The sequence below is a fragment of the Aeromicrobium endophyticum genome, from assembly GCF_003586285.1.
Lineage (GTDB): Bacteria > Actinomycetota > Actinomycetes > Propionibacteriales > Nocardioidaceae > Aeromicrobium > Aeromicrobium endophyticum.
In genome coordinates this window covers 833,373-858,086 of record NZ_QUBR01000002.1, presented here as the reverse complement: position 1 = coordinate 858,086, position 24,714 = coordinate 833,373, and the positions used below count along the sequence as shown (strand labels likewise).

Below are 24,714 nucleotides of genomic sequence, written 5' to 3'. Positions count from 1 at the left end.
CGACGCGACGAGTCGCAGTAGTGTGCCGTCCACATTGATACCGGGGGGATCCATGGCACATCTCGACAGGCGCACGCTGCTGCTGGGCTCGGCAGGTCTGGTGCTGGCAGGATGTGGCGGAGGCGGCAGTGAGAAGAAGGCAGCGGTGCGGGCCACCTCGAAGGGGCCCAACATCGTCAAGCCGCGCACCGGCAACCTCGTGTCCCAGGCCGACACCGCAGCACTCCGTGACCGGCTCAACGCGGCCTTCGCCACGCGCGACGTCGAGCAGCTCGTGGGCGTCATCGAGCCCGGGGACTTCGCCCTCGACGACGTCCGCGCACGGTGGACCCGCCGGTACGACAACTTCGACCGGCTCGGCTTCATCGAGGGGGAGTGGTACGTCGGCGCGCCCGCCGGACGCACGCGCAACGGCGCCGGTGGCCAGGTCGAGTACGACGGCGACCTGGTCTTCGCGCACACGGTCGCCGGCTGCGACGCCCAGCAGGTCGTCGAGAGCTATCGCGCGACCTTCCGCAAGACGTCCGAGGACGCTCCGCTCGAGCTGCTGCACATCGGCGACGCCGACTCGAGCTTCGACCCGTCGATCTGGGACGTGGCCGAGATCGACGCCATCGAGACCGACCACGCCCGGATCGTCTTCCGCGGCAAGGACGCGTCACGCGCCAAGGCCTTCGCGAGTCGGATCGAGGCCGGCGCCGCCAAGGCGTTCGACATCATGCCCAGGCCCCAGGGCGTCGACAAGGTCTTCTACGCCCTGACGTGGCCGCAGGTCGACGGCCGCCTCTACGGCGGTGTGGCGGTCGGCGAGGCCGACGCCCACGCGTACTACCACCCGTTCCTCGACCCGTCCGAGCTCGCGACGGGTCAGCGGGTGCCCACCGACACCGCAGGCCTGCCCAAGGCCACGGGCCGGGTGGGTCTGCACGAAGGCACCTTCTCCCGCTCCGACTTCGTCGACGTCGCGTGCCACGAGGCCGTCCACGTGCTGGCCAACCAGTGGTTCGTCAACTCCCCGCCGATCTGGGCCGTCGAGGGCCTCGCGCAGTGGAGCGAGGGGCGCAGGTACCTCACGGCCGCTCGCGGGCGCATGCAGGCTGCGTTCCCCCAGTTCGAGAAGGTCGTCTTCCAGGGGTACGACGAGTTCCACCAGTCGTCGCTCGAGACGGAGTTCTACCTGTGCTCGGCGGCGATGTACGCCTGCATCGAGGACGACGACGGCCTGGATGCGGTCATGAGGACGGCGCAGGCCTTCTACGGGTCGACCTCGCCCGAGAAGGCCGAGGAGAAGCTCGGCCGCACGCAGAAGCAGCTCGTCGCCGACACGCGGAAGTGGCTCGGCGCATGAGGCGGGTGACGGCGGTCGCGGTGGCGCTCGCGCTGGCGCTGGGAGGCTGCACGGGAGGTGGTGACGACGACCGCAGGACGTCGGACGACGAGAAGGCCGCGGGGCTGCCGCTGCCGAAGAAGGCTCCGTCGGCCCGTGGTCCCGCGACCGGACCGGCGCTCGAGCCCAAGGTGCTGCTGGCCTCGTCCGACGCGCTCGAGCAGCAGGCAGGATCGATCGACACCGCCCAGGTCGACCGCCGGTCAGGTGCCTTCATCAGCGGCTCCACCGTCGTCGGGTACTCGATCGACGACGTCTCGGGCTACTCGCTGACGTCGGGCGAGCAGCTGTGGACGTCCGACCTCGACCTCGGGGGCGGCACGGTGTGCTTCGTCTCCGAGCCCGACCGGGCCGTCAAGACCTTCACGATCGCCTACGGCGAGTCGAGCTTCTGCTCGAAGCTGGCGACCGTCCGGGTCAAGGACGGCAAGGTCCTGAAGCTGTCCGAACGGCTCTCGGAGTCGGTCGAGTTCGAGGGCGGACGCACGGGCGGGAGCGTCGACCAGCTCTTCACCGTGGATGGTCGCGATCACCTGATCGACTCGTCCGGCGTCGTCTGGGAGATGAAGGCAGGAGAGCCCGATCCGGTCGCACGTCTCGAGGCCCGGTCCTACTTCGACATCTACCCCACGCCGAAGGGCGACATGCTGATCGGCTCACGGCTCAGCGACCGAGGTCGGTGCCGGGTCGACGGCTACGCGCTGCCGTCGTTCGAGCACGTCTGGACGAGCGACACGGCCACCCTGTTCCCCGAGGTGCGCGAGGACTGCGTCATCTCGGTGGCGGCGGGCAACTCGGCGTTGCTGATGCAGGAGACGACGGAGGGCTACTCGATGGTGCAGGTCGACCCGGCCACGGGCACGGTCGTCGGTCGCGGTCAGGCGCCGAAGGACTCCAGCGCGCGGACGCCCAAGGGACAGTTCGACCTGGCGGGCGCCGCGCTGCACCTCGACCAGACCTTCGGGCTCCCCGGCGGCGACACGGTCTTCGCCCAGCTGCGCGGCCTGACCCGGTACTCGCTCGAGACCGGCAAGGTGGTCTGGGACCTCGACCTCGACCAGCTGCAGCTGGAGTCGACCGAGGAGTACCCGCTCACCACGGTGCTGCCGCACGGTGTGACGGCCGACGGGTACCTCGTGGCGTCCGTCAGCAACGACACCGCCGCCGAGCTCGTGGCGGTCGACGTCAAGACCGGCGAGCTGGCCGGTCGGTGGGCGGTCCCCTCCGAGTACCGCAACGGGTTCCAGGTCGACCCGGGGCTGGACCTGTTCTCCGGCGGCGTGGTGCTGACCCGCAACTTCGAGGCCTACGACCGCGCGTTCGCCGACTACCTCGAGGTGCCGAAGCCCGAGGGCGACCTCTACGACATCGGTGTCTTCACGTTCCCGAAGCCGGACGACTCCGCCGCGTCGGACGTGCCGACGGCGGGACCGACCGACGTCGACGTGAAGGCGCTGGGCGGCCTCGGGGCACCCGCGGACGCCGACCCGAAGGCCGGTCGCGACGTGGGGGCGGTGCGCACGGGGTCGCTCCTCGTGGCCTACGCCGGCAACACGCTGACCGGCATCGACCCGAAGACCGGCGACCAGTCCTGGACCACGACGGCGACGGACGACCCCGGCGCGAGCGTGTGCACGGCACCCGAGCCCGACCGCAAGGTCGCCACGCTGCTGCTCGGCGTCCGTTCCCGCGAGGGTGCGGCCTGCGACTCGCTGGTGGCCGTCGACGTCGCCAAGGGCACGGTGACCGATCGCGTCGCCCTGCCGGCGTCCGCGAAGTCGGTCGCTCGCATCGAGGTCGTCGACGGTGTCCAGCACGTCGTCACGGGCGACCGGAGGATCAGCCGTGTCGAGGGCGGCGCGCTGGTCCCGATCGCGACGCTGGCACGCCAGCCGTACTACTTCGAGCGCACGCCACAGGACCCGACGCTCGTCATCGCGACGACGTCGCTGAAGGACGGCCGCGACTGGGCCATCGACGCCTACCGGCTCCCGAACTACGAGCCGGTGTGGCAGACGACCGCGAAGAAGGTGTTCGGCAAGGTCGACCGGGAGAACTACGTCAACCTGGCGAGGGGCAACGGCCTGGTCGCGTCGACGACGTTCGGCGACGTCTCCGACACCGACGCGACCGTGAAGGACGTCCTCGTGGCGCTCGACCCGGCCACGGGGGCGGTGACGAGCAAGGTCGGACCGCTCAAGCGCGACTACCTGGCCGACGACCCGGCGCAGCTCTCGCTGTCGGACGCGGTCGTCAGCTCGTACGAGTCGGTCGGCTTCGACGACGGCGACATCGCCTTCTCGCAGAAGTCCGGCATCGTGCGCTACTCGCCGGTCGACCAGTCGATCGTCTGGTCGGTCGACACCCGCTCGATGGTCGATGCCATGGAGCGCGACCGCAGCGCGACGACCGGTGGCACGAGCCTCGAGCTGATCGACGGGGGGAGGACGGTCCTGGTGGTGACGAGCAACGACGTCTCGGTCGAGCTCATGACGCTCGACGCGGCGAAGGGCACCGTGACCGGCCGCTGGAACGTGCCGGCCGCAGCGCGCAACGGCCTGCAGGCGTCGCCGGACGTGGTGCCGGTCGCCGGCAACGTAGCCCTGGTGCACGACGACTACTCGTGGGAGTACGCCATGCAGCAGTCGGGCCGGCAGGTTCCGTCGGGCAAGCGCTGGGACGTGGGCCTCTTCTCGCTGCCGGGACGCAAGGCAGCCGCGAAGTGACCTCACGGGCGACAGATCTGTCAGGAGGCTCGACTACTCTGTAGACCTTCACCCCGACGCGCCGAGGAGGCCATCTCTCGATGTCGAGCGACTCGTCATTCGTGCACCTGCACGTGCACACGGAGTACTCGATGCTCGACGGAGCGGCCTTGCTCGACGGACTGTTCGAGCGCACCTCCGAGCTGCAGATGCCGGCCATCGCGATGACCGACCACGGCAACCTGCACGGCGCCTACGACTTCTACAGCAAGGCCAAGGCGCACGGGGTCAAGCCGATCATCGGCATGGAGGCGTACCTGACGCCCAACATCCCGCGCACCGAGAAGAAGGCCGTGCTCTGGAACAAGGGGGCCAAGGACGCCGACGTCGCCGGCCGCGGCGCCTACACGCACATGACGCTGCTGTCCGAGACCACCGAGGGCATGCACAACCTGTTCCGCATCGGCTCCTACGCGAGCCTCGAGGGGCAGTACCGCAAGCCGCGCGCCGACCGCGACCTGCTCCAGCGCTACGGCAAGGGCCTGATCGCCACCACGGGCTGCCCGTCGGGCGAGATCCAGACGTGGCTGCGCATCGGCAACTACGAGAAGGCCCGCGCCTCGGCTGCCGAGTTCCAAGACATCTTCGGCAAGGAGAACTTCTTCCTCGAGCTGATGGACCACGGCCTCGAGATCGAGCGCACGGTCCGAGACGGCCTGCTGCGGCTGAAGGCCGACCTCGGCCTGCCCGCCATCGCCACCAACGACTCGCACTACACCAGCCCTGAGGATGCCGAGGCCCACTCGGCCCTGCTGTGCGTCCAGTCGGGCAGCACGCTCACCGATCCCAACCGGTTCAAGTTCGACTCCAACGACTTCTACATCAAGTCGGCCGCCGAGATGCGCGACCTGTGGGAGGACCGCTTCGACCTCAAGGAGGCGTGCGACAACACCCTGCTGATCGCCGAGCGGTGCAACGTCGAGTTCACCGAGTCCAACGGCGGCTACATGGCGCGCGCCGACATCCCCGACGGCGAGACCGAGGAGAGCTGGTTCGTCAAGGAGGTGTGGCGCGGCATCGAGAGCCGCTACCCGGGTGACAAGCTCACCGACGAGGTGCGCGCCCGCACCGAGATGGAGCTCGACGTCGTCCGCACCAAGGGCTACTGCGGCTACTACCTGGTGGTCGCCGACTTCATCAACTGGGCCAAGGACAACGGCATCCGCGTCGGTCCCGGTCGCGGTTCGGGTGCCGGATCGATCGCGGCCTACGCCCTGCGCATCACCGACCTCTGCCCGCTGACGCACGGCCTGATCTTCGAGCGGTTCCTCAACCCCGAGCGCCCCTCGATGCCCGACTTCGACATCGACTTCGACGAGCGTCGTCGCGCCGAGGTCATCCGCTACGTCAGCAACAAGTACGGCGAGGAGCGCGTCGCCATGATCGCGACGTTCGGGCGGCTCAAGTCCAAGGCCGCGATCAAGGACGCCGCCCGCGTCATGGACTACCCGTTCTCGCACGGCGAGCGCATCACCAAGGCGTTGCCGGCCGACATCATGGGCAAGGGCGTGACGCTCAAGGGCCTGTTCGACAAGGACGACAAGCGCTACGGCGACGGGGGCGACTTCCGCAAGCTGCACGACGAGGACGCCGACGTCCGCAGGATCTACCAGACCGCGCTGGGGCTCGAGGGCCAGATCCGCCAGTGGGGCGTCCACGCCGCCGGCGTCATCATGTCGAGCGATCCGCTGATCGACATCGTGCCGATCATGAAGCGCGAGCAGGACGGCGCGATCATCACCCAGTTCGACTACCCGATGTGCGAGGCGCTCGGGCTGGTCAAGATGGACTTCCTGGGCCTGCGCAACCTCACGGTCCTCGACGACGCGCTGATCAACATCAAGCGCAACCGCGACATCGACCTGGTGCTCGAGGACCTCGACTTCGAGGACCAGGCGACCTACGACCTGCTGGCCCGCGGCGAGACCCTCGGAGTGTTCCAGCTCGACGGCGGGCCCATGCGGGCGCTGCTGCGCAGCATGAAGCCCGACAAGTTCGAGGACATCTCGGCCGTCGGCGCCCTGTACCGCCCCGGCCCCATGGGTGCCGACTCGCACAACAAGTACGCGCGTCGCAAGAACGGCCGCGAGCCCATCGACCCGATCCACCCCGAGCTCGAGAAGCCGCTCGAGACGGTGCTCGGCGAGACCTACGGCCTGATCGTGTACCAGGAGCAGGTCATGGAGATCGCCCAGGTGCTGGCGGGGTTCTCCCTCGGGCAGGCCGACAACCTGCGCCGTGCCATGGGCAAGAAGAAGAAGTCCGAGCTCGACAAGCAGTACGCCGGCTTCCAGGCCGGCATGCTCGAGCGGGGCTACTCGCAGAAGGCCATCACGACGCTGTGGGAGGTGCTGCTGCCGTTCTCCGACTACGCCTTCAACAAGGCGCACTCGGCGGCCTACGGTGTCATCTCCTACTGGACGGCGTATCTCAAGGCCAACTACCCGGCCGAGTACATGGCGGCGCTGCTCACCAGCACGCGCGTCGACAAGGACAAGTCGGCGATCTACCTCAACGAGTGCCGGCGCATGGGCATCAAGGTGCTGCCGCCCGACGTCAACGAGTCGGTCTCCAACTTCGCCTCGGTCGGCTCCGACATCCGCTTCGGCCTCGGCGCGATCCGCAACATCGGCGAGAACGTCGTGGCGGGCATCGTCGAGGGTCGCTCGGGCGGTGCCTACGCCGACTTCAACGACTTCCTCGGCAAGGTGCCGACGCTGGTCTGCAACAAGCGCGTCCTCGACTCCTTGATCAAGGCTGGGGCGTTCGACTCGCTGGGCCACCGGCGTCGTGCCCTCACGACGGTCGCCGAGGAGGGGGTCGACCTCTACATCGACCTCAAGCGCCAGGCCGCGATCGGCCAGGACTCGCTGTTCGGCGGCGTCGACGACGCGTTCACCGGCGGCACGGTCGAGGTGCCCGACACCATGCCGGAGTGGGAGAAGACGCAGCTGCTGGCCTTCGAGCGCGACATGCTCGGCCTCTACGTCTCCGACCACCCGCTGCAGGGGCTCGAGCACGTGCTGCGCGCCAGCAGCGACTGCACGGTCGGCGAGCTGCTGACCAACACCGACCTGCCCGACGGCAGCACGGTGCGCATCTGTGGTCTCATCACCGGCGTGCAGCGGCGCATGAGCAAGAAGGGCGACAGCTGGGCGTCGGTCACGATCGAGGACCTCGAGGGCGGTATCGAGGTCATGGTGTTCCCCGGCGCCTACCAGCTCGCGATGCCCGTGCTGGTGCCCGACACCGTCGTGGTGGTCAAGGGCCGTGTGCGACGCAAGGACGACGGCGTCGAGCTCAACGCGCTCGAGGTGACGATGCCGGCGATGCGGTCGGCCGACCCCAATCGCCCGCTGGTCCTCAGCCTGGCGGCACCCCGGGTCACCGCCGACCTCGTGGCCACCCTGAAGCAGGTGCTGTCGGCCCACCCAGGCATGTCCGAGGTGCACCTGCGACTCACCGGCAAGGAGGTGCCCACCACGATGAGGTTGCCCGCTGCGTGGCGTGTGGCACAGTCGCCCTCACTCATCGCCGACCTCAAAGAGCTGCTGGGACCCCATTGTCTGACCTGAGCACGACCTCTCCGTCCACGGCCGCGCCGGCCGTGATCCAGCCGGCCCCCGCGACGCCGGCGGCAGGCGGCCGACGTCTGATCGTGGCCGCGCTCGGCGCAGTCCTGGTCGGCGTCGCAGCCGGCGCGGTGTGGGCCTGGCTCGCGCACCCCGCCCTGTGGGAGGCGCGCGACGGCGGCCTGGTGCTCACCGAGGCCGCGGCCCGCGGACGCTTCTCGGTCGTGGTGGTGTTCGTGCTGATCGGCGTGATCGTGTCGGTGGTCGGCGGATGGCTCGTCGTGCGACTGGTGCCCGATGCCGGCTGGTTGGCGGTGCCGCTCGTGGCCATGCTGACCGTCCTGGCCGCCGTGGTGGCGTGGCGGGTCGGCATCGTCCTCGGCCCGCCCGATCCCAGCTCGGTCTCGGGCGTCACGAACGGTGACCGGGTGCCGTCCGAGCTCGCGATCGACAGCGTCGCACCCTTCTTGGTGTGGCCGATCTTCGGCCTTGCCGGCGTCATCGGCGCCACGTGGTCCGACGGACGACGTGTCAGCGAGCGATCCGAGCCACGACCGCTCCCGTGACGCTGACCAGGTCGGCCGGTGCGATCTCGGCCTCGAGGCCCCTGCGTCCGCCCGAGACGAAGATCGTCGCCCACTGCGACGCGCTGCGGTCGACGACCGTGCGGTGCCGCTTCTTCTGACCCACGGGAGAGATGCCGCCGATGACGTAGCCGGTCGCTCGCTGGGCCTGTGCCGCATCGGCCATCTGGGCGCGCTTGCCGCCGAGCGCCGTGGCGAGCGCCTTGAGGTCGAGCGAGCCCATGACCGGCACCACGCCGACGCACAGCTCGTCGTCGACGACCGCCATGAGCGTCTTGAACACCCGCGCGGGCTCGACGCCGAGCGCCGTGGCGGCCTCGATGCCGAACGACTCGGCCCGAGGGTCGTGCACGTACGAGTGGACGCTGAAGTCGACGCCGGCGCGGTGCAGTGCGACGAACGCCGGGGTCGACTCGGTGGGGTGGGGGTTGGCGGCCACGGCACCACCGTAGTGCGTCCGTAGACTTGCCGGTGTGATGAGACGACTCGATCTTCGTTCGCTGGCTCCCTCCGCCGACGAGGCGGCGACGGTGTACGGCGCTGCCGTGCCGCGTGCCGCCCTCGACGTCGAGCACGCGCTCGCGGCCGTCCGACCGATCTGTGACGACGTCCGCGAGCGCGGCACCGTGGCGGTGCTCGACGCGGGGGAGCGGTTCGACGGTGTGCGTCCTGCGCAGCTGCGCGTGCCCGCGAGCGAGCTGGCCGCGGCGCTGGCCGGCCTCGACCCCGACATCCGCTCGGCCCTCGAGGAGTCGATCCGTCGTCTGCGCGTCACCTCCGAGCGCGAGCTCGAGCACAGCCTCACGACCGACGTGGCCACCGGTGCGACGGTCGAGCGGCGCATCGTGCCGATGCAGCGAGTCGGCCTCTACGTTCCGGGTGGCCTGGCGCCGTTGATCAGCACCGTCGTGATGAACGCCGTTCCCGCGCAGGTGGCCGGGGTGCCGGGCATCGCGCTCGCGAGCCCCCCTCAGGTCGAGTTCGGGGGGCTGCCGCACCCGTCGATCCTCGCCGCTTGCGCGCTGCTCGGCATCGACGAGGTCTACGCGGCCGGAGGCGCGCAGGCCCTGGCGATGTTCGCCTACGGGGCCGCCTCCGACGACGGCATCGACTGCCGGCCCGTCAACCTGATCACCGGTCCCGGCAACATCTACGTCGCCGCTGCCAAGCGCCACCTGCAGGGCACGGTCAGCATCGACTCCGAGGCCGGGCCGACCGAGATCGCCGTCATCGCCGACCGGAGCGCCGACGCGGCCTTCGTGGCCGCCGACCTGATCAGCCAGGCCGAGCACGATCCCATGGCCGCCAGCGTCCTGATCACCGACAGCGAGACGCTGGCCGATGCCGTCGACGCCGAGCTCGCCGCGCAGATCGGCTCGGCCAAGCACGCCGAGCGCATCCGCACGGCACTCGAGGGCGTCCAGTCGGCCACGGTGCTGGTGCGCGACGTCGACCAGGCCGTCGACGTCGCCAACGGCTACGCCGCCGAGCACCTCGAGGTGCAGACCGCCGACTCCAGCGCCGTCGCCGCGCGCATCGTCAACGCCGGCGCGATCTTCGTCGGCCCGTTCACGCCGGTCTCGCTCGGCGACTACGCGGCCGGCTCCAACCACGTGCTGCCGACCGCCGGCTGCGCCTGCCACTCGTCAGGGCTGTCGGTGCGTGCCTTCTGCCGCAACATGCACGTCGTGACGTACTCCGACGCCGCGTTGCGCGAGGTCGGCGACCACGTCGTCACCTTGGCCGAGGCCGAGAACCTGCCGTCGCACGGCGCGGCCGTCTCCGTCCGGACGTCCCGCTGATGCCGGTCCCCGCCTGGGTGCCGATCCGCGACGAGCTGCGCGACGACGAGCCCTACGGGGCGCCGCAGCTCGACGTGCCGGTGCAGCTCAACACCAACGAGAACCCGTATGGGCCCAGCGAAGAGGCCGCCCGCGACATCGCCGAGTCGGTCTACCGGGCGGCCCTGACCCTCAACCGCTACCCCGACCGCGAGGCCGTCGAGCTGCGCACCTCGCTCGCGTCCTACCTCGGGCACGGGCTGACGGCCGATCGCGTCTGGGCGGCCAACGGCTCCAACGAGGTGATGCAGCAGGTGCTGCAGGCCTTCGGCGGGCCCGGTCGCACCGCGGTGTCGTTCGCGCCGACCTACTCGATGTATCCCGAGTACGCCCGCAACACCCACACCCGCTGGGTGGCCGGACGACGCCGCGACGACTTCGGCCTCGACGTCGACGCCGCGTTGGCGCTGATCGCGGCCGAGCGCCCCGACGTCGTGATCCTGACCTCGCCCAACAACCCCACGGGCACGGCGCTCGACCCCGCGCACACCCGCGCGATCCTCGAGGCGGCACCGGGCGTCGTCGTGATCGACGAGGCGTACGGGGAGTTCCGCCGCGACGGCACGCCGAGCGCGCTCGAGCTGCTCGACGAGTTCCCGCGGCTGCTCGTCACCCGCACGATGAGCAAGGCCTTCGCGCTGGCTGGTGGACGTCTCGGCTACGTCGCCGCCGACGAGGCGATCATCGACGCCCTGCGCATCGTGCGCCTGCCGTACCACCTGTCGGCGGTCAGCCAGGCGGCCGCGGTGGCCGCCCTGCGCCACGAGCCCGAGCTGCTGGCCCAGGTCGACGCGCTGCGCACCACGCGCGACGAGACGTCGGTCTGGCTGCGCGAGCAGGGCTTCGAGGTCGCCGAGTCCGACGCCAACTTCGTGCTGTTCGGTCGCTTCGACGATCGCCACGCCGTGTGGCAGGGCGTGCTCGACCGGGGCGTCCTGATCCGCGAGGTCGGCCCCCTAGGATGGCTCCGCGTCTCGATCGGCACGCCCGACGAGATGCTGGCCTTCCGAACCGCTCTCCTCGAGGTGACCCGATGACGCTTGGACAAGCTCAGCCCGCGGCCCGCACGTCCCGCATCGAGCGACGCACGTCCGAGTCGCACGTGGTCGTCGAGATCGATCTCGACGGCTCGGGCGCCAACGACATCTCGACCGGTGTCGGCTTCTACGACCACATGCTGACGGCGTTCTCGCGGCACTCGCTGATCGACCTCACGGTCCGCACCGAGGGCGACCTGCACATCGACGCCCACCACACCGTCGAGGACACGGCCATCTGTCTCGGCCAGGCGCTGCGCGAGGCGCTCGGCGACAAGGTCGGCATCACCCGCTACGGCGATGCGATCGTGCCGCTCGACGAGGCCATCGCGCAGGCCGTCGTCGACGTGTCCGGACGTCCGTACTTCGTGCACTCCGGCGAGCCCGAGCGGCAGATCACGGCGGTCATCGGCGGCCAGTACTCCGGCTCGCTGACCGCGCACGTCCTCGAGTCGATCGCCCACCACGCCGCGATGACGATGCACGTGCGGCTGATCGACGGACGCGACCCGCACCACATCGCCGAGGCGCAGTTCAAGGCCGTCGCGCGGGCCCTGCGTCAGGCGATCGCGCTCGACCCACGCGAGACGGGGATCCCGAGCACCAAGGGCGCCCTGTGACGCAGCCGCGTCCGAGCGTCGCGGTGCTCGACTACGGGTCGGGCAACCTGCGGTCGGCCGTGCGCGCCGTCGAGCGGGCCGGTGCCGAGGTCGTGCTGACGAGCGACGCAGCCGTCGCGGCCGAGGCCGACGGCCTGCTCGTCCCAGGCGTCGGGGCGTTCGAGTCGTGCATGCAGGGCCTGCGCGCCGTCGACGGCGTGCGCATCATCGAGCGGCGCCTGATCGCCGGTCGACCGGTGCTCGGCATCTGCGTGGGCATGCAGATCCTCTTCGCCGAAGGCATCGAGCACGGCGTGCGCACCGAAGGGTGCGCGGAGTGGCCCGGGGTCATCGAGCGGCTGCAGGCGCCCATCGTGCCCCACATGGGCTGGAACACGGTCGCGCCCCACGACGGCTCACGGATGTTCGCCGGGCTGGCCGACGAGCACTTCTACTTCGTGCACTCGTACGGCCTGCGCGACTGGGTGCTCACGCGCCCGCCCGCCCTGGTGCAGGCCGAGGTGACCTGGACCGAGTACGGCGGCGACAGGTTCGTCGCCGCCGTCGAGGACGGGCCCCTGTGGGCCACCCAGTTCCACCCCGAGAAGTCCGGCGACGCCGGCATGCACCTGCTGCAGAACTGGCTCGCCACGCTGTAGCCCCACGACGCAGGAGGGCCCGGACGGCGCTCGCCGTCCGGGACCCTTCGTCGTCGTGCGTGGGTCAGGTCAGCTGGACCTGAGCCACTTCGTCCACCGCGGCACTCGCACGTTCTTCGGCGAGATCACGTCGATTCGCGTCGTGATCGACGTGTCGGTGACCTTCGCGGTCATCGAGACCAAGGCGACCTTGAAGCGCGTCGGGTCGGCGAGGCACGAACGGTCGATGACGACGCGCATGGTTCCCTTGGCGCCGGTCTTCGTCTTCACCGGGACCTTGCAGATCTTCTTGTTGATGTCGCTGTCGCTGATGATCCGTCCCGATCGGCTGTTCGAGCTCATGAACAGGCGATCGGGCTCGGCCTTCCCGTTGACGCGGAATGCGATGACGGCGTGCGCGTCGCGGTGGAGCTCGGCGAAGCGCAACGTGACGCTCACCGTCTTCTTCCCGTGGCTGGCGCGCATGCTGCGCAGGTCGATCCCGCTGGCGATGCTGTCGCGATAGCCGAGCACCGAGTCCTTCTCGTCGACGTCGGTGCCGTCATCGGTCAGGACGAGCTCGCTCTGAATCACGTCCGACGCCTTGTCCTTCACGACACCGGTGTCGGCCGAGGCGGCGGTCGCCGTGCCGGCGAGGGCGAGGGCGGTGGTCAGGAGCGTCGCGGCGACGCGGGCGCTGGTGCGCATGGGGGGAACTCCTAGGGGTCGACGAGGAAGCACCGAACGCTAACCCGCGCGGCAGCGGGGACATCGTGTCTTCATCCAATCGACACCGTGGTGCAGACCGGCCGCCGGGGGAGCCCGCGTCGGTGGATAACATCACCGGCGTGACCCTCGAACTCCTCCCCGCTGTCGACGTCGCCGACGGACAGGCCGTGCGCCTCGTCCAGGGAGCGCTCGGCAGCGAGACGTCCTACGGATCTCCCCTCGACGCGGCCCTGCAGTGGCAGACCGACGGCGCGGAGTGGATCCACCTCGTCGACCTCGACGCGGCCTTCGGCAAGGGCTCCAACCGCGAGCTGCTGGCCGAGGTGGTCGGACGTCTCGACGTCAAGGTCGAGCTGTCGGGCGGCATCCGCGACGACGCCTCGCTCGAGGCCGCGCTCGCCACGGGCTGCACGCGCGTCAACCTCGGCACGGCCGCCCTCGAGAACCCCGAGTGGTGCGCCAAGGTCGTGTCGCAGCACGGCGACCAGATCGCCGTGGGTCTCGACGTGCGGGGCACCACCCTGGCCGCACGCGGCTGGACCGAGGAGGGCGGCGACCTGTTCGAGGTGCTGGCCCGGCTCGAGCGCGACGGCTGCGCCCGCTACGTCGTCACCGACGTCGCCAAGGACGGCACGCTCACGGGCCCCAACCTCGAGCTGCTGCGTCGCGTGTGCGAGAACACCGACAAGCCCGTCGTGGCCTCCGGCGGCGTCTCCAGCCTGCAGGACCTGCGCGACATCGCGAGCCTGACGTCGGCCGGTGTCGAGGGCGCCATCGTCGGCAAGGCCCTCTACGCCGGAGCCTTCACCCTTCCCGAGGCGTTGACGGCCGTCGCCGAGGCCTGAGCGTGCAAGGCCGGGACGTGTGGGGCGCCTTCTCGGCCGATCCGCGCGACGCGACGGTTGCGGGCCTGCGAGCGTCCGACGCCGATCGTGATCAGGCTGTGGACGTCGTGCGTGATGCCTTCGTCGACGGCCGGTTGACCCGCGATGAGTTCGAGTCGCGCCGCGACGCAGTGCTGCAGGCGCGCACGATGGGCGACCTGCTGCCGATGCTGGTCGATCTCTTACCGTCCTCGACGCCGGCGGTCCCTTCGACCGCACAGGTCGTCCGGGGCGGCTCCGGCGGGGCCGACCTGCACCGCGAGGCGCAGCTGCAGTACGAGCGCGAGGTGCGCGACGCACGCAACGGCTGGATCATGATCACCACGCTGTGCGTCGCGATCTGGGGTGCCACGAGCATCGCCGGTGGGTTCTACTTCTTCTGGCCCGTGTTTCCGTCGCTCGGCGTCGGCATCGGCTACCTCATGCAGCGGTTCAACCGGGAGAAGCGCATCGATGAGATCGAGGATGCTCTCGTCCTCAAGCGCAAGGTCCTCAAGCGCCGGAAGCGGGACTACGGAAGCGGGGGCCCTGAGTCGTGAACGGTGCCGTGGACGATCGAGGCTCGGCCGCGGGCGTCGTCATCCGTCCCGCGACGCGCGAGGACGTCGACGGTCTTCTTGCCTTCGACATGACCGTCGTCGTCCGGACGCGCGACGACTGGGACGACGTCATCGACAAGGCGTCGCGCGGAGAGCGGCTGCTGCTGGTGGCCGAGGTCGAAGGTGACATCGCCGCGTTCGGGCAGGCGCACCACCTGGACGCGGACGCGGTCGACCACGCCCCGGCAGGCTGGTTCCTGACGGGCGTCACGGTGCTGCCGCCTCACCGTCGGCAGGGGCTGGGCGCATCGTTGACGACGGCCCGGCTCGACTGGATCGCGCAGCGCTCCGACACGGCCTGGTACTTCGCCACCGCGGACAACGTCGCATCGATCCGCCTTCACTCCGGGCTCGGCTTCGACGAGGTGTCAAGAGCGTCGTCGATCCATGGGGTCACGTTCGCCGGCGGCGAGGGCATCCTGTTCCGCCGGTCGCCCGACTCCTGACCGTCCCGCCCCGGCGGTCGAAGCGCCACCGAAGGTCGACGAGCGGTGCACTTGCCACCGAATGAGGGCCGAAACGCTTCCGAACGGTGGAGAAGTCACCGCTCGTGCGACGGGACGGTGGAGGATCCACCGCGTCGGCGGGGTGGTGAGGGCGGCCGGTAGGCTCGTCCGGTGAGCCTCGCCGTCCGTGTCATCCCGTGCCTGGACGTCGACCAGGGGCGCGTCGTCAAGGGCGTCAACTTCGTCGATCTGCGCGATGCCGGCGACCCCGTCGAGATGGCCACGGTCTACGACGCCGAGGGTGCCGACGAGCTGACGTTCCTCGACATCACGGCCTCGTCCGACAGCCGCGGCACCACCTTCGACGTCGTCGGACGCACCGCCGACCAGGTGTTCATCCCGCTGACGGTCGGCGGCGGCGTGCGCACCGTCGACGACGTCGACCGGCTGCTGCGCGCGGGCGCCGACAAGGTCGGCATCAACACCGCCGCCATCGCCCGCCCCGAGGTCATCGCCGAGATCGCCCACCGCTTCGGCAACCAGGTGCTGGTGCTCAGCGTCGACGCCCGACGCGCTCCGTCGTCAGGCCCCGGGGCGCAGCCGAGCGGCTTCGAGGTCACCACCCACGGCGGCCGCACCTCGGCCGGCATCGACGCGGTCGAGTGGGCCCGGCGGGCCACCGAGCTGGGTGCCGGCGAGATCCTGCTCAACTCGATGGACGCCGACGGAACACGCGACGGCTTCGACCTGGAAATGATTCGGGCGGTCCGTGACGTTACACAGGTGCCGCTCATCGCGAGCGGTGGCGCCGGACGGCTCGAGCACTTCGCACAGGCCGTCGATGCCGGCGCCGACGCAGTGCTCGCCGCGAGCGTGTTCCACTTCGGCGACATGACCATCGGACAGGTGAAAGAGACCTTGCGAGCTTCTGGACATCGTGTCCGCTGACCTGGGCGACGCCCGTACCGACCGCATCACGAGGCGGGGCTTCAGCCTGCTCGGACGTGGCATCAAGGAGCAGAGGTTCCTGTTCTGGGTGTCGGTCGTGGGCAGCGTGCTGTTCGGCTTCATGACGGTGGCGGACGCGCGCGTGCTGGGATGGGCCACCGACCACGTCATCCGTCCGTCGTTCGAGCGCGGCGACGTCACCGAGGGCGCCCTGGTCGCCGCGATCGCGCTGTTCATGGCCGTCGCGATCCTGCGGGCGCTCGGCATCGTGGCGCGACGGCTCATCGGCGGCATCGTCTACTACCGCCTGGTGGCCGAGTACCGCCGCCGGGTCACCCGCCAGTACCTGACGCTGCCGATGTCGTGGCACCACCGCCACCCGACCGGCCAGCTGCTGTCCAACGCCAACGCCGACGTCGAGGGCGCCTGGGCGGTCTTCATGCCCCTGCCGATGGCGATCGGCGTCATCGCGATGCTGGTCGCGGCGATCGTCGAGATGGTGCGGGCCGACCTCGTGCTGACGCTGGTCGGTCTGGTGGTCTTCCCGGCGCTGTTCGTCGTCAACGTCTTCTACCAGCGGTGGCTGTCGCCCAAGGTCGCCCACGCGCAGTCGCTGCGCGGAACGGTCAGCGCCGTCGCCCACGAGTCGTTCGACGGGGCCCTGGTCGTCAAGTCGCTGGGCCGCGAGGCCGACGAGACCGACCGCTTCCGCGACGTCTCGCACGAGCTGCGTGACGCCAACATCGCGGTCGGACGCATCCGCAGCATCTTCGACCCGCTGCTCGAGGCGCTGCCCAACCTCGGCATCCTCGCCGTCATCGTGCTGGGCGTGGGCCGGGTGGCCAGCGGGGCGGCCGATCCCGGCGACGTCGTGTCGGTGGCCTACCTGTTCACGGTCGTGGCGTTCCCGGTGCGAGCGATCGGGTGGGTGCTCGGCGAGCTCCCGCGCAGCGTCGTCAGCTGGGAGCGCGTCGAGTCGGTGCTCGCCGAGCGCGGCTCGATGCCGTACGGCTCGCAGACGTTGCCCGGTGCGGGAGCCGTGGCGCTCGACGTGCGCGACGTGACGTTCCGGTTCGCCGACGCCGACCGCGACGTGCTGCGTCACATCGATCTGGCGGTGCGGCCCGGCCAGGTGGTCGCGGTCGTCGGGGCGACGGGCAGCGGCAAGAGCACCCTCACCTCGCTGCTCACCCGTCTGGTCGACCCGCAGGGTGGCACGATCGCGGTCGACGGCGCCGACGTCCGCGACCTCACGCACGACGAGCTCGCCGCCGCGATCGCGGTCGTGCCCCAAGGGACCTTCCTGTTCGACGACAGCGTGCGCGCCAACGTCACGCTCGGCGGAAACTTCTCCGACGGCGAGGTGTGGGACGCGCTGCGGACGGTGCAGGCCGACGGCTTCGTGGCGTCCCTGCCCCGCGGACTCGACTCCGAGCTGGGCGAGCGCGGCACGACGTTGTCGGGCGGTCAGCGTCAGCGACTGTCGCTGGCTCGTGCCCTCGTGCGCCGTCCGCGGCTGCTCGTGATGGACGACGCCACCAGTGCGGTCGACCCCGAGGTCGAGCAGCGCATCCTGAAGGCGCTGGCGGCCAGCACGGCCGACGGCGCCGGTCCGACCGTGCTGGTCGTGGCCTACCGCAAGGCCACGATCGCCCTCGCCGACGAGGTCGTCTTCCTCGACGAGGGGGCCGTCGCGGCCCGCGGCACCCACGACGAGCTGGTCGAGTCGTCCGACAAGTACCGCAACCTCGTCAACGCCTACGACCAGGCCCGCGAGGAGATGTCATGAGCGAGCGCCAGCGAGTGAATCATGTGACTGCTGTCATGACATCTGCTCCCTACCGTGGCTCTTCACGGGAGGAGATGTCATGACCACCGCCACCGACAGCGACCTCCCGGAGGTCGCGCAGAGTCGCCAGTCGGGCACGCAGATCATCCGTCGCGGCCTCGCACTGTCACCGGCCATCAAGGACGGGCTCGCGTTCACGATCGTGCTGGCTGTGCTCAGCACGGTGGGCGGGTCGGTCGTGCCGGTGCTGATCCAGCGCACGGTCGACGCCGGCCTCGGCGACGGCGGCGACACGCGCCTCAGCGACATCGGGACGTTCCTCGCGATCGCGTCGGCGCTGATCCTGCTCACCGCGGTGGTCGCCTACTGGATGCGCATCCGCCTGTTCAAGGCCAGCGAGACCGGCCTGGCGCAGATGCGCGTCGATGCCTTCCGCCACGTGCACGACCTGTCGATGCTGACGCAGAACTCCGAGCGTCGCGGCGTGCTGGTGTCGCGCGTGACGTCCGACATCGACCAGGTGTCGCAGTTCCTGCAGTTCACCGGCATCCAGATCGTCGTGAGCCTGGGGCAGATCGTGGTCGCGACGATCATCATGGCCTACTACTCCTGGCAGCTGACGATCGTCGTCATCGTGTGCTTCCTGCCGCTGGCGATCAGTCTCAAGTGGTTCGCCCAGCGCCTCAGCGACGCCTACGACATCGTCCGTCGCACGGTCGGCGAGATGATCGCGGTGATCGCCGAGCCCGTCGTCGGGGCGTCCGTCGTGCGGGCCTACGCGATCGAGGGTCGCACGCAGCAGCGCGTCGACGACGGCATCAAGGGCAACCTCGATGCCAACGTCTCGGCGCAGAAGCTCGTCGCGGTCACGTTCGCGTCGTCGGGCGTCGCGGGCGGCCTCGCCAACGGGGCGGTGCTGGCCTTCGGCGTGATCCTCGGCGTCGCCGGCGACCTGTCGATGGGCACCGTGATCGCGTTCGCGTTCCTCGTCGGGCTCTTCGTCGGCCCGGTGCAGACCGCGACCCAGGTGCTGACCGACGCCCAGAACGCCATCGCCTCGTGGCGCCGCGTCATCGACCTGCTCGACACGCCCGCCGACGTCGTCGACCCCGGTGCGGCGGGGGTCCTGCTGCCCGCCGGTTCGCTCGGCGCCCGCTTCGACGCCGTGACGTTCGCCTACCCGGGCGGCGCCCCGGTGCTGAAGGAAGTCGACGTCGTGCTGGCGCCGCGCCAGCGCATCGCCGTCGTGGGCGAGACCGGCTCGGGCAAGACGACGTTCGCCAAGCTGCTCACCCGGCTGATGGACCCGACGTCGGGCACGGTGCGACTCGGCACCGATCCGCACGAGGCGGTCGACATCTCGACGGTCGCGTTCGTCGACCTGCGTCGTCACGTGCTGATGGTGCCGCAGGAGGGCTTCCTGTTCGACGCGACGCTGCGTGACAACCTGCTCTACGGACGCCACGACGCGACCGACCAGCGACTGCTCGACGTCGTGGCCGATCTCGAGCTCGACGACTGGTTCGCGAGCCTGCCGCACGGGCTCGACACCCAGGTCGGCCAACGCGGCGAGTCGCTGTCGGCGGGGGAGCGGCAGCTCGTCGCGCTGCTGCGGTCGGCGCTCGCCGATCCCGACCTCATCGTGCTCGACGAGGCGACCAGCGCCGTCGACCCCCAGACCGAGCTGCGCGCGACCCGCGCCCTCGACAAGCTGTTGCAGGGACGCTCCAGCGTGACGATCGCCCACCGACTGTCGACCGCCGAGAACGCCGACCGGATCCTGGTGTTCGACGCCGGCCGGCTGGTCGAGGACGGCTCCCACGCCGAGCTCGTCGACGCGGGCGGCGTCTACGGACGCCTGCACGGCAGCTGGGTGGCCCAGGCGACACTGACCTCGCGGGCGGGGGAGCCGGCATGACCGCGCCTGAGACACTGGGTGACGTGACCTCCCTCGATCCTGCCGTGGCGGCGCGCCTCAAGCGCGATGCCGACGGCCTCGTGCCCGCCGTCGTCCAGGACGCCACCACCCGCGACGTCCTGATGGTCGGCTGGATGGACGACGAGGCGCTGCACCGCACCCTCACCACCGGGCGCGGCACCTACTGGAGCCGCAGCCGTCAGGAGTACTGGGTCAAGGGCGAGACGTCCGGCCACGTCCAGGTGGTGCGGGGGGTGCGCCTCGACTGCGACGGAGACACGCTGCTCGTGACGGTCGACCAGACCGGCGGCGCGTGCCACACCGGCGACACCACGTGCTTCGACGCAGACCAGCTCCTGTGACACCGCGCCGGCTGTACGCCCCCGTCGTGCTGGCGACGTTGGCCGCGGGTGGCCTCGCCTTCGTCGCGGTCGGTCGCACCTGGGCCCAGGCCGAGCTGCGTCCACAAGGGCTCGCGTCGGCCGACGTCGCGGTGAGCGGCTCCGACGCGCAGCCGCTGGTGTCGGCGCTCGCGGTCGTCGTCGTCGCGGCGGCCCTGGCGATCCTCGCCGCGGGTCCGCGCATGCGCCGGGTCGTCGGCGGCCTGACGACCGTCGTGTCGGTCGCCGCGATCGTGTTGGTGCCCCGGTCCGGCACCGCCGCTCTCGACGACGCCCTGCGCGCCGCGGCCGAGAAGTCGCCGGCCTACACGGGCCCGGCGTCGCTCGGCGAGATCTCCTACGCCCCGTGGTACCTGCTGGCGATCGCCGCCTTCGTCGTGGCCGCCGTGCTCGGTGCCGCCACGGTGCGGTTCGCGGGCGCGTGGCCCACGATGAGCAGCCGCTACGACGCCCCGTCGGCTCGCCGACCGGCCCCGGGCACGAGCGACACCGACATGTGGAAGGCCATGGACCGGGGCGACGACCCCACCGCCTGACGTCCGTAACACCGAGTTTCTCCGCTCGTTGTCGTAGGTGTGATGTTCGACACCGAGACGAAGGGGCCGGTCGGATGAGAGTCCTCGTTCACGACTTCAGCGGTCATCCCTTCCAGGTGCAGCTGAGCCGCGAGCTGGCTCGTCGGGGCCACGACGTCGTCCACTCCTCGTGCGCCGCCTACGTCTCGGGCAAGGGCCGACTGGCCGCCGAGCCCGGCGAGTCGCTGGAGTTCCAGACCGTCGGCGACGGCCTCGTCTTCGACAAGTCCAGCTTCGTGAAGCGCCTCTTCCAGGAGCTGTGGCTGGGGGTGCACCTGGTGCGGCACGTGCGGGCGGTCCGTCCCGAGGTCGCCCTGATGTCCAATGTGCAGGTGCCGACGCTCGTGGTGTTCGCGGCCGCCATGATGCTGACCCGCACGCCCTGGGTGCTGTGGCACCAGGACGTCTACGCGGTGGCGGTGCGGTCGTTCGCCGGCGCCAAGCTGTCCAGGTCGTTCGCCCTCGTCGCCGGTGCCTTCGAGATCGCCGAGCGTTGGTGCTCGCGTCGCTCGGCGGCCGTCGTGGTCATCGCGGAGTCGTTCGTGCCCGTGCACCAGTCGTGGGGCACGGCCGACAAGGTCACCGTCATCCCCAACTGGGCCCCGCTCGACGAGATCGTGCCCTGCGACCGCAAGAACGACTGGGCGGTCGAGAACGAGCTCGACGACACCATGACCCTGCTCTACTCCGGCACGCTGGGCCTCAAGCACGATCCGGCCCTGCTGGTGGCACTGACCGACGAGGTGCGCCGGGCCGGCCGCGACGTGCGCCTCGTGGTGGTCAACGAGGGCCCCGCGGTCGAGCTGCTGCGGCGCGAGGCGGTGCAGCGGTCGGTGCCCCTCACGCTCCTGCCGTTCCAGCCGTACGACCGCCTGCCCGAGGTGCTCGCCACCGGCGACGTCCTGGTCGTGCTGCTCGACCAGCAGGCGGGTGCGTTCTCGGTGCCGTCCAAGACCCTGTCGTACCTGTGCGCCGGCCGGCCGGTGGTGGGGCTCATGCCGGCCGAGAACGCGGCGGCCGACCTCGTGGCCCGCACCGGCGGTGCCGTGTTCGCGCCTGCGCAGCACGACCTGCCCGGTGCGGCCGCCTGGGTCGCGGCGCTGCTCGACGACGCGCCGCGACGCGACGAGATCGGCGCCGCGGCTCGCGACCTCGCCGAGCGCGAGTTCGCCATGTCCGTCTGCGCCGACCGCTTCGAGCGGGTGCTGGCCGGCAGCGTGGGTGCGTCGCGATGAGCACGCGCACCACGATCGTGACCGGTCCGCGCACGAGAGCCGGCCTCGCGGTGTCGCGGCGGGCCGTGGTGAACGGCGACGCGGTCTACCTCGTGGCTCGTGACGCGGACGACTGCGCCGCTCTCTCGGGTGGCGACGCGAGCGTCCTGCGGATCGACCAGGACATGGCCCTGCTCGGCGCGGGCGACGGGGAGGTCCGCCTGGTCGTGTGCGCACTGGGCCCGGTCCACCCCGGCCCCTCGCGCGGCGAGCTCGAGGCCCAGCACGTGGCGCGCGACCTCGGCGGCATCGAGCGCGTCCTCGCGGCCACCGCCGGTCGTCCGGTCGCGGTCGTCCTGATCTCGTCGGTCATCGCGCTGGCGCCGGGGCCCGACCGTCGCCACTACGGCGGCTGGAAGTGCCTGGTCGAGCAGCAGCTCGCCGACGTCGTGGCCCGCACGTCCGCCCACGCGACCTTCTCGGTCGTCTACCCCGGCCGGATCGTCGACGGCACGTCCCGTCGGGGGCTCCTGGGCCTGCACACCACCTACCGCGGCCTCGCGGCGACGATCGACCGGCTCGGCCGGTCCTCGCGCACGCGTGTCAGCGGCGTCGACGCCCGCCTGTGGCTGGTCGCCCACGCCGTCCGGCTGCTCCTCACCCCCGTTCTTCCCCCGCGAGCGTCCACTCCCGGTCCGTCGCTCGAGCTCCACCTGTCCGCCTCAGATAGGAACGGCCTGCCATGAACAAGAAGCGCGCACTCGACGTCGTCATCACGGGCCTCGCAGCCGTGATCTGGGTCCCGGTCCTGCTGCTGGCCGGCCTGGCCGTGCTGCTGTCGAGCGGACGTCCGGTGCTGTACCGGTCGATGCGCCGCGTGTCCACCGAGGACGTGCTGCGCATCGTGAAGTTCCGCACGATGGTCAAGAACGCCGAGGCGCTGGTCAACCGCTCGACGGTCCCGATCCAGAACGACGTGCGGTTCCTCAACATCGCGCCCGACTCGCCGCTGTACACCCGTGTGGGCCGTCTGCTCGAGCGGTGCGGCATCACCGAGATCCCGCAGCTGGTGCACGTGCTGCGGGGCCAGATGAGCATCGTGGGCAACCGTCCGCTGCCCGAGAACGTCGTCGCGGCGCTGCGCGACGAGTACCCCACGGCCGACGACCGGTTCCTCACCAAGTCGGGGCTCACGGGGCCCGCCCAGCTGGTCGGTCGCTCGGCGCTGACCGACCTGGAGCGTCTGACGCTCGAGGGCGCCTACTGCCGGGCGTGCGTGCGGCGCTACTCGATCTGGCTCGACGTGTCGATCCTGCTCGCGACCGTCCTGATCGTGATCGGCATCAAGAAGGCGTACACCTACCAGGGCGTGCTCGACCTGATCGACCGTCGCTCCAGCGCTGGTCGGCGCACGATAGTCGCCGTCAGGGCGGACGCCGACGAGGCGATCGCGCCCGAGGCGGTCTGACGCGCGTCGACGACGCGGCACGGTCGGGCGCGTGCCGCCGAGGCGCCGCCACCCAGTAGTCTGAGGCTCAGATCAGCCACCACGAGGAGAGTCTCACCCATGCACGGATCGTCGCCCGCCGCTTGGACCGGAGTAATCATGTGCCTCGTCGGCATCACGATCGGCGGCGTCGCGCTGATCCCCGATCCCAACTGGCCGCTGTTCTGGATCGGCGTCGTCATCGCGCTGCTCGCCGGCGTCGTCGGGCGCGTCATGGCCGCTGCCGGCATGGGCGTCGACCGCGCCGAGCACTGAGCCGGCTCCTCCATGAGCGACCAGCCGCGGTACCCGAGCTACCCCGGCGACGACCCGGGGCAGGGTGACAACGGTCCCGGCTCGGCCTCCGACCCGGGCCAGGCGCCCCCGCCGGGCTACGGCCAGGCTCCTGCGCCCGGTTACGGGCAAGCACCTCCTCCACCCGGCTACGGCCAGGTGCCGCCGCCGGGCTACGGGCAGGTGCCGCCGGCGGGCTACGGCCAGGTGCCGCCGTCGTTCGGACAAGGTCCGCCGGTCTACGGGCAGACGCCCGAGCACGGATTCGGTCCGCCCCCGAGCTACGGCTATCCCCAGCAGGGGTACGGCTACCAGCCGCGCGGTGTCACCTCCACCAAGGCGGTGCTGGGCCTGGTCTTCGGCATCGTGTCGATCCTGTTCTGCTACGTCGGCCTGATCATCGGTCCGATCGCGGTGCTCCTGTCAGTGCTGGCGCGCAACGAGATCGACGACGCCCCGCACGGCACGGTCGAGGGCCGTGGCATGGCCATCGCGGGCCTGGTCACGGGCATCATCGGCACCCTCATCTGGGGCGCGGTCATCGCCCTGATCGTGGTCGCGTCGGTCCAGTGACGACGCACGGCCAGCCTGCGCCGTCGCGGCTCCGTGCGCTTCGCACGCCGCTGCTGCTCGGTGCTGGCGGGCTGGGTGCAGCGGCGCTGCTGCGGCTGCGCGACCCGCACGTCAGCGGGTCGTACGGGTTCTGTCCCTTCCAGTCGCTGACCGGCCTGCCGTGTCCCGGGTGCGGGGGACTGCGCGCGGTCAACGACCTCGCCCGCGGCGACGTGGTGGCTGCGGCCGGCAGCAACGCGGGGGCGGTGGCGCTGGTCGTCGCGTGCGCGGTGCTGTGGGTCGTGTGGGTCGCACGGCGCGCCGCCGGCGACTCCGACGCGGTGCTCGTGCGCGTCACCACCGGTGGCGCGCTGTCCGTGCTGGCTGCGTTCGCCGCCTTCGGCCTGCTCCGCGTGACGCCGTGGGGTGCGTGGCTCGCGCCCTGACCGTGAGGTG

At 70.7% G+C, this 24,714-nt stretch carries 24 protein-coding genes; 22 read left to right on the top strand and 2 right to left on the bottom strand.

All coding sequences use genetic code 11. The features are described from left to right. Window positions 1-52 precede the first annotated feature (52 nt). From DX116_RS14695 to DX116_RS14680, 4 genes are all read left to right on the top strand, one after another. On the top strand, window positions 53-1,348 hold the full coding sequence (locus DX116_RS14695) for a hypothetical protein (protein WP_158592003.1): 1,296 nt from the start codon (window positions 53-55) through the stop codon (window positions 1,346-1,348). After that, entirely contained in the window at window positions 1,345-4,113 is a 2,769-nt protein-coding gene (locus DX116_RS14690; protein WP_147393677.1) for an outer membrane protein assembly factor BamB family protein, read from the top strand. The genes DX116_RS14695 and DX116_RS14690 overlap by 4 nt, the downstream gene beginning before the upstream one ends. 80 nt (window positions 4,114-4,193) lie before the next feature. Further along, window positions 4,194-7,727: a DNA polymerase III subunit alpha gene (dnaE, locus tag DX116_RS14685; protein WP_119704979.1), complete on the top strand. Its 3,534-nt coding sequence runs from the start codon at window positions 4,194-4,196 to the stop codon at window positions 7,725-7,727. A gap of 32 nt (window positions 7,728-7,759) precedes the next feature. Beyond that, window positions 7,760-8,290, top strand: coding sequence for a hypothetical protein (locus DX116_RS14680; protein WP_119704978.1), 531 nt, complete (start codon window positions 7,760-7,762; stop codon window positions 8,288-8,290). Here the strand turns inward: DX116_RS14680 and ybaK are convergent. Beyond that, window positions 8,256-8,747, bottom strand: a complete 492-nt coding sequence (ybaK, locus tag DX116_RS14675) for a Cys-tRNA(Pro) deacylase (protein WP_119704977.1) — start codon at window positions 8,745-8,747, stop codon at window positions 8,256-8,258. The genes DX116_RS14680 and ybaK overlap by 35 nt on opposite strands. Before the next feature lie 34 nt (window positions 8,748-8,781). Between ybaK and hisD the strand changes: the two genes are divergently transcribed. Genes hisD through hisH form a run of 4 tightly spaced genes read left to right on the top strand, consistent with a single transcriptional unit; the run spans window position 8,782 to window position 12,444 of the window. Beyond that, window positions 8,782-10,110 (top strand): histidinol dehydrogenase, encoded by a 1,329-nt coding sequence (gene hisD, locus DX116_RS14670; RefSeq protein WP_325048620.1) that lies wholly within the window; start codon window positions 8,782-8,784, stop codon window positions 10,108-10,110. Then, entirely contained in the window at window positions 10,110-11,186 is a 1,077-nt protein-coding gene (locus tag DX116_RS14665; protein WP_119704975.1) for a histidinol-phosphate transaminase, read from the top strand. Before hisD ends, DX116_RS14665 begins: the two co-directional genes overlap by 1 nt. Then, window positions 11,183-11,806: an imidazoleglycerol-phosphate dehydratase HisB gene (gene hisB, locus DX116_RS14660; RefSeq protein ID WP_119704974.1), complete on the top strand. Its 624-nt coding sequence runs from the start codon at window positions 11,183-11,185 to the stop codon at window positions 11,804-11,806. The genes DX116_RS14665 and hisB overlap by 4 nt, the downstream gene beginning before the upstream one ends. Then, the gene (gene hisH, locus DX116_RS14655) at window positions 11,803-12,444 is read left to right on the top strand and encodes an imidazole glycerol phosphate synthase subunit HisH (RefSeq protein ID WP_119704973.1); all 642 of its coding nucleotides are present in this window, start codon (window positions 11,803-11,805) and stop codon (window positions 12,442-12,444) included. The genes hisB and hisH overlap by 4 nt, the downstream gene beginning before the upstream one ends. 69 nt (window positions 12,445-12,513) lie before the next feature. Here hisH and DX116_RS14650 read toward each other — a convergent pair whose 3' ends face one another. After that, complete coding sequence (locus DX116_RS14650; RefSeq protein ID WP_119704972.1) at window positions 12,514-13,131, bottom strand: hypothetical protein; 618 nt, start codon at window positions 13,129-13,131, stop codon at window positions 12,514-12,516. A 140-nt stretch (window positions 13,132-13,271) separates the two neighbouring features. Between DX116_RS14650 and priA the strand changes: the two genes are divergently transcribed. The 14 genes from priA to DX116_RS14580 all read left to right on the top strand — a co-directional run bounded on the left by priA (window position 13,272) and on the right by DX116_RS14580 (window position 24,704). Beyond that, window positions 13,272-13,997: a bifunctional 1-(5-phosphoribosyl)-5-((5-phosphoribosylamino)methylideneamino)imidazole-4-carboxamide isomerase/phosphoribosylanthranilate isomerase PriA gene (gene priA, locus DX116_RS14645; protein WP_119704971.1), complete on the top strand. Its 726-nt coding sequence runs from the start codon at window positions 13,272-13,274 to the stop codon at window positions 13,995-13,997. A 2-nt stretch (window positions 13,998-13,999) separates the two neighbouring features. Beyond that, entirely contained in the window at window positions 14,000-14,575 is a 576-nt protein-coding gene (locus DX116_RS14640; protein ID WP_158592002.1) for a DUF1707 SHOCT-like domain-containing protein, read from the top strand. Window positions 14,576-14,583: 8 nt separating this feature from the next. Then, the gene (locus DX116_RS14635) at window positions 14,584-15,081 is read left to right on the top strand and encodes a GNAT family N-acetyltransferase (RefSeq protein WP_147393676.1); all 498 of its coding nucleotides are present in this window, start codon (window positions 14,584-14,586) and stop codon (window positions 15,079-15,081) included. Window positions 15,082-15,252: 171 nt separating this feature from the next. Then, entirely contained in the window at window positions 15,253-16,029 is a 777-nt protein-coding gene (gene hisF / locus DX116_RS14630) for an imidazole glycerol phosphate synthase subunit HisF (RefSeq protein WP_119704968.1), read from the top strand. Beyond that, window positions 16,019-17,818, top strand: a complete 1,800-nt coding sequence (locus DX116_RS14625; protein WP_233556801.1) for an ABC transporter ATP-binding protein — start codon at window positions 16,019-16,021, stop codon at window positions 17,816-17,818. The genes hisF and DX116_RS14625 overlap by 11 nt, the downstream gene beginning before the upstream one ends. A gap of 79 nt (window positions 17,819-17,897) precedes the next feature. Further along, window positions 17,898-19,736 carry an ABC transporter ATP-binding protein gene (locus DX116_RS14620; RefSeq protein WP_119704967.1) on the top strand — a complete coding sequence of 613 codons (1,839 nt, stop codon included), beginning with the start codon at window positions 17,898-17,900 and terminating at the stop codon, window positions 19,734-19,736. 23 nt (window positions 19,737-19,759) lie between these two features. Next, a complete protein-coding gene (gene hisI, locus DX116_RS14615; protein ID WP_378018842.1) occupies window positions 19,760-20,098 on the top strand; it encodes a phosphoribosyl-AMP cyclohydrolase in 339 nt (112 codons plus the stop codon). Beyond that, window positions 20,095-20,673, top strand: a complete 579-nt coding sequence (locus tag DX116_RS14610; protein WP_119704965.1) for a Trp biosynthesis-associated membrane protein — start codon at window positions 20,095-20,097, stop codon at window positions 20,671-20,673. The genes hisI and DX116_RS14610 overlap by 4 nt, the downstream gene beginning before the upstream one ends. 74 nt (window positions 20,674-20,747) lie before the next feature. Next, entirely contained in the window at window positions 20,748-21,947 is a 1,200-nt protein-coding gene (locus DX116_RS14605; protein WP_119704964.1) for a glycosyltransferase family 4 protein, read from the top strand. After that, a complete protein-coding gene (locus DX116_RS14600; protein WP_119704963.1) occupies window positions 21,944-22,672 on the top strand; it encodes an SDR family oxidoreductase in 729 nt (242 codons plus the stop codon). Before DX116_RS14605 ends, DX116_RS14600 begins: the two co-directional genes overlap by 4 nt. Next, on the top strand, window positions 22,669-23,394 hold the full coding sequence (locus DX116_RS14595; RefSeq protein ID WP_119704962.1) for a sugar transferase: 726 nt from the start codon (window positions 22,669-22,671) through the stop codon (window positions 23,392-23,394). Before DX116_RS14600 ends, DX116_RS14595 begins: the two co-directional genes overlap by 4 nt. A 99-nt stretch (window positions 23,395-23,493) precedes the next feature. After that, complete coding sequence (locus DX116_RS14590) at window positions 23,494-23,688, top strand: HGxxPAAW family protein (protein ID WP_119704961.1); 195 nt, start codon at window positions 23,494-23,496, stop codon at window positions 23,686-23,688. Between the two features lie 12 nt (window positions 23,689-23,700). Continuing rightward, window positions 23,701-24,279: a DUF4190 domain-containing protein gene (locus tag DX116_RS14585; protein ID WP_119704960.1), complete on the top strand. Its 579-nt coding sequence runs from the start codon at window positions 23,701-23,703 to the stop codon at window positions 24,277-24,279. After that, entirely contained in the window at window positions 24,276-24,704 is a 429-nt protein-coding gene (locus DX116_RS14580) for a DUF2752 domain-containing protein (RefSeq protein ID WP_119704959.1), read from the top strand. Before DX116_RS14585 ends, DX116_RS14580 begins: the two co-directional genes overlap by 4 nt. Window positions 24,705-24,714 lie beyond the last annotated feature (10 nt).

Bases quoted from the DNA above. Each gene is read 5' to 3' on its own strand.
- dnaE (WP_119704979.1), top strand. From the start codon at position 4,194: ATGTCGAGCGACTCGTCATTCGTGCACCTGCACGTGCACACGGAGTAC.
- DX116_RS14695 (WP_158592003.1), top strand. From the start codon at position 53: ATGGCACATCTCGACAGGCGCACGCTGCTGCTGGGCTCGGCAGGTCTG.
- DX116_RS14600 (WP_119704963.1), top strand. From the start codon at position 21,944: ATGAGCACGCGCACCACGATCGTGACCGGTCCGCGCACGAGAGCCGGC.
- DX116_RS14595 (WP_119704962.1), top strand. From the start codon at position 22,669: ATGAACAAGAAGCGCGCACTCGACGTCGTCATCACGGGCCTCGCAGCC.
- DX116_RS14590 (WP_119704961.1), top strand. From the start codon at position 23,494: ATGCACGGATCGTCGCCCGCCGCTTGGACCGGAGTAATCATGTGCCTC.
- DX116_RS14620 (WP_119704967.1), top strand. From the start codon at position 17,898: ATGACCACCGCCACCGACAGCGACCTCCCGGAGGTCGCGCAGAGTCGC.
- hisB (WP_119704974.1), top strand. From the start codon at position 11,183: ATGACGCTTGGACAAGCTCAGCCCGCGGCCCGCACGTCCCGCATCGAG.
- DX116_RS14665 (WP_119704975.1), top strand. From the start codon at position 10,110: ATGCCGGTCCCCGCCTGGGTGCCGATCCGCGACGAGCTGCGCGACGAC.
- DX116_RS14650 (WP_119704972.1), bottom strand. From the start codon at position 13,131: ATGCGCACCAGCGCCCGCGTCGCCGCGACGCTCCTGACCACCGCCCTC.
- DX116_RS14585 (WP_119704960.1), top strand. From the start codon at position 23,701: ATGAGCGACCAGCCGCGGTACCCGAGCTACCCCGGCGACGACCCGGGG.
- DX116_RS14605 (WP_119704964.1), top strand. From the start codon at position 20,748: ATGAGAGTCCTCGTTCACGACTTCAGCGGTCATCCCTTCCAGGTGCAG.
- DX116_RS14690 (WP_147393677.1), top strand. From the start codon at position 1,345: ATGAGGCGGGTGACGGCGGTCGCGGTGGCGCTCGCGCTGGCGCTGGGA.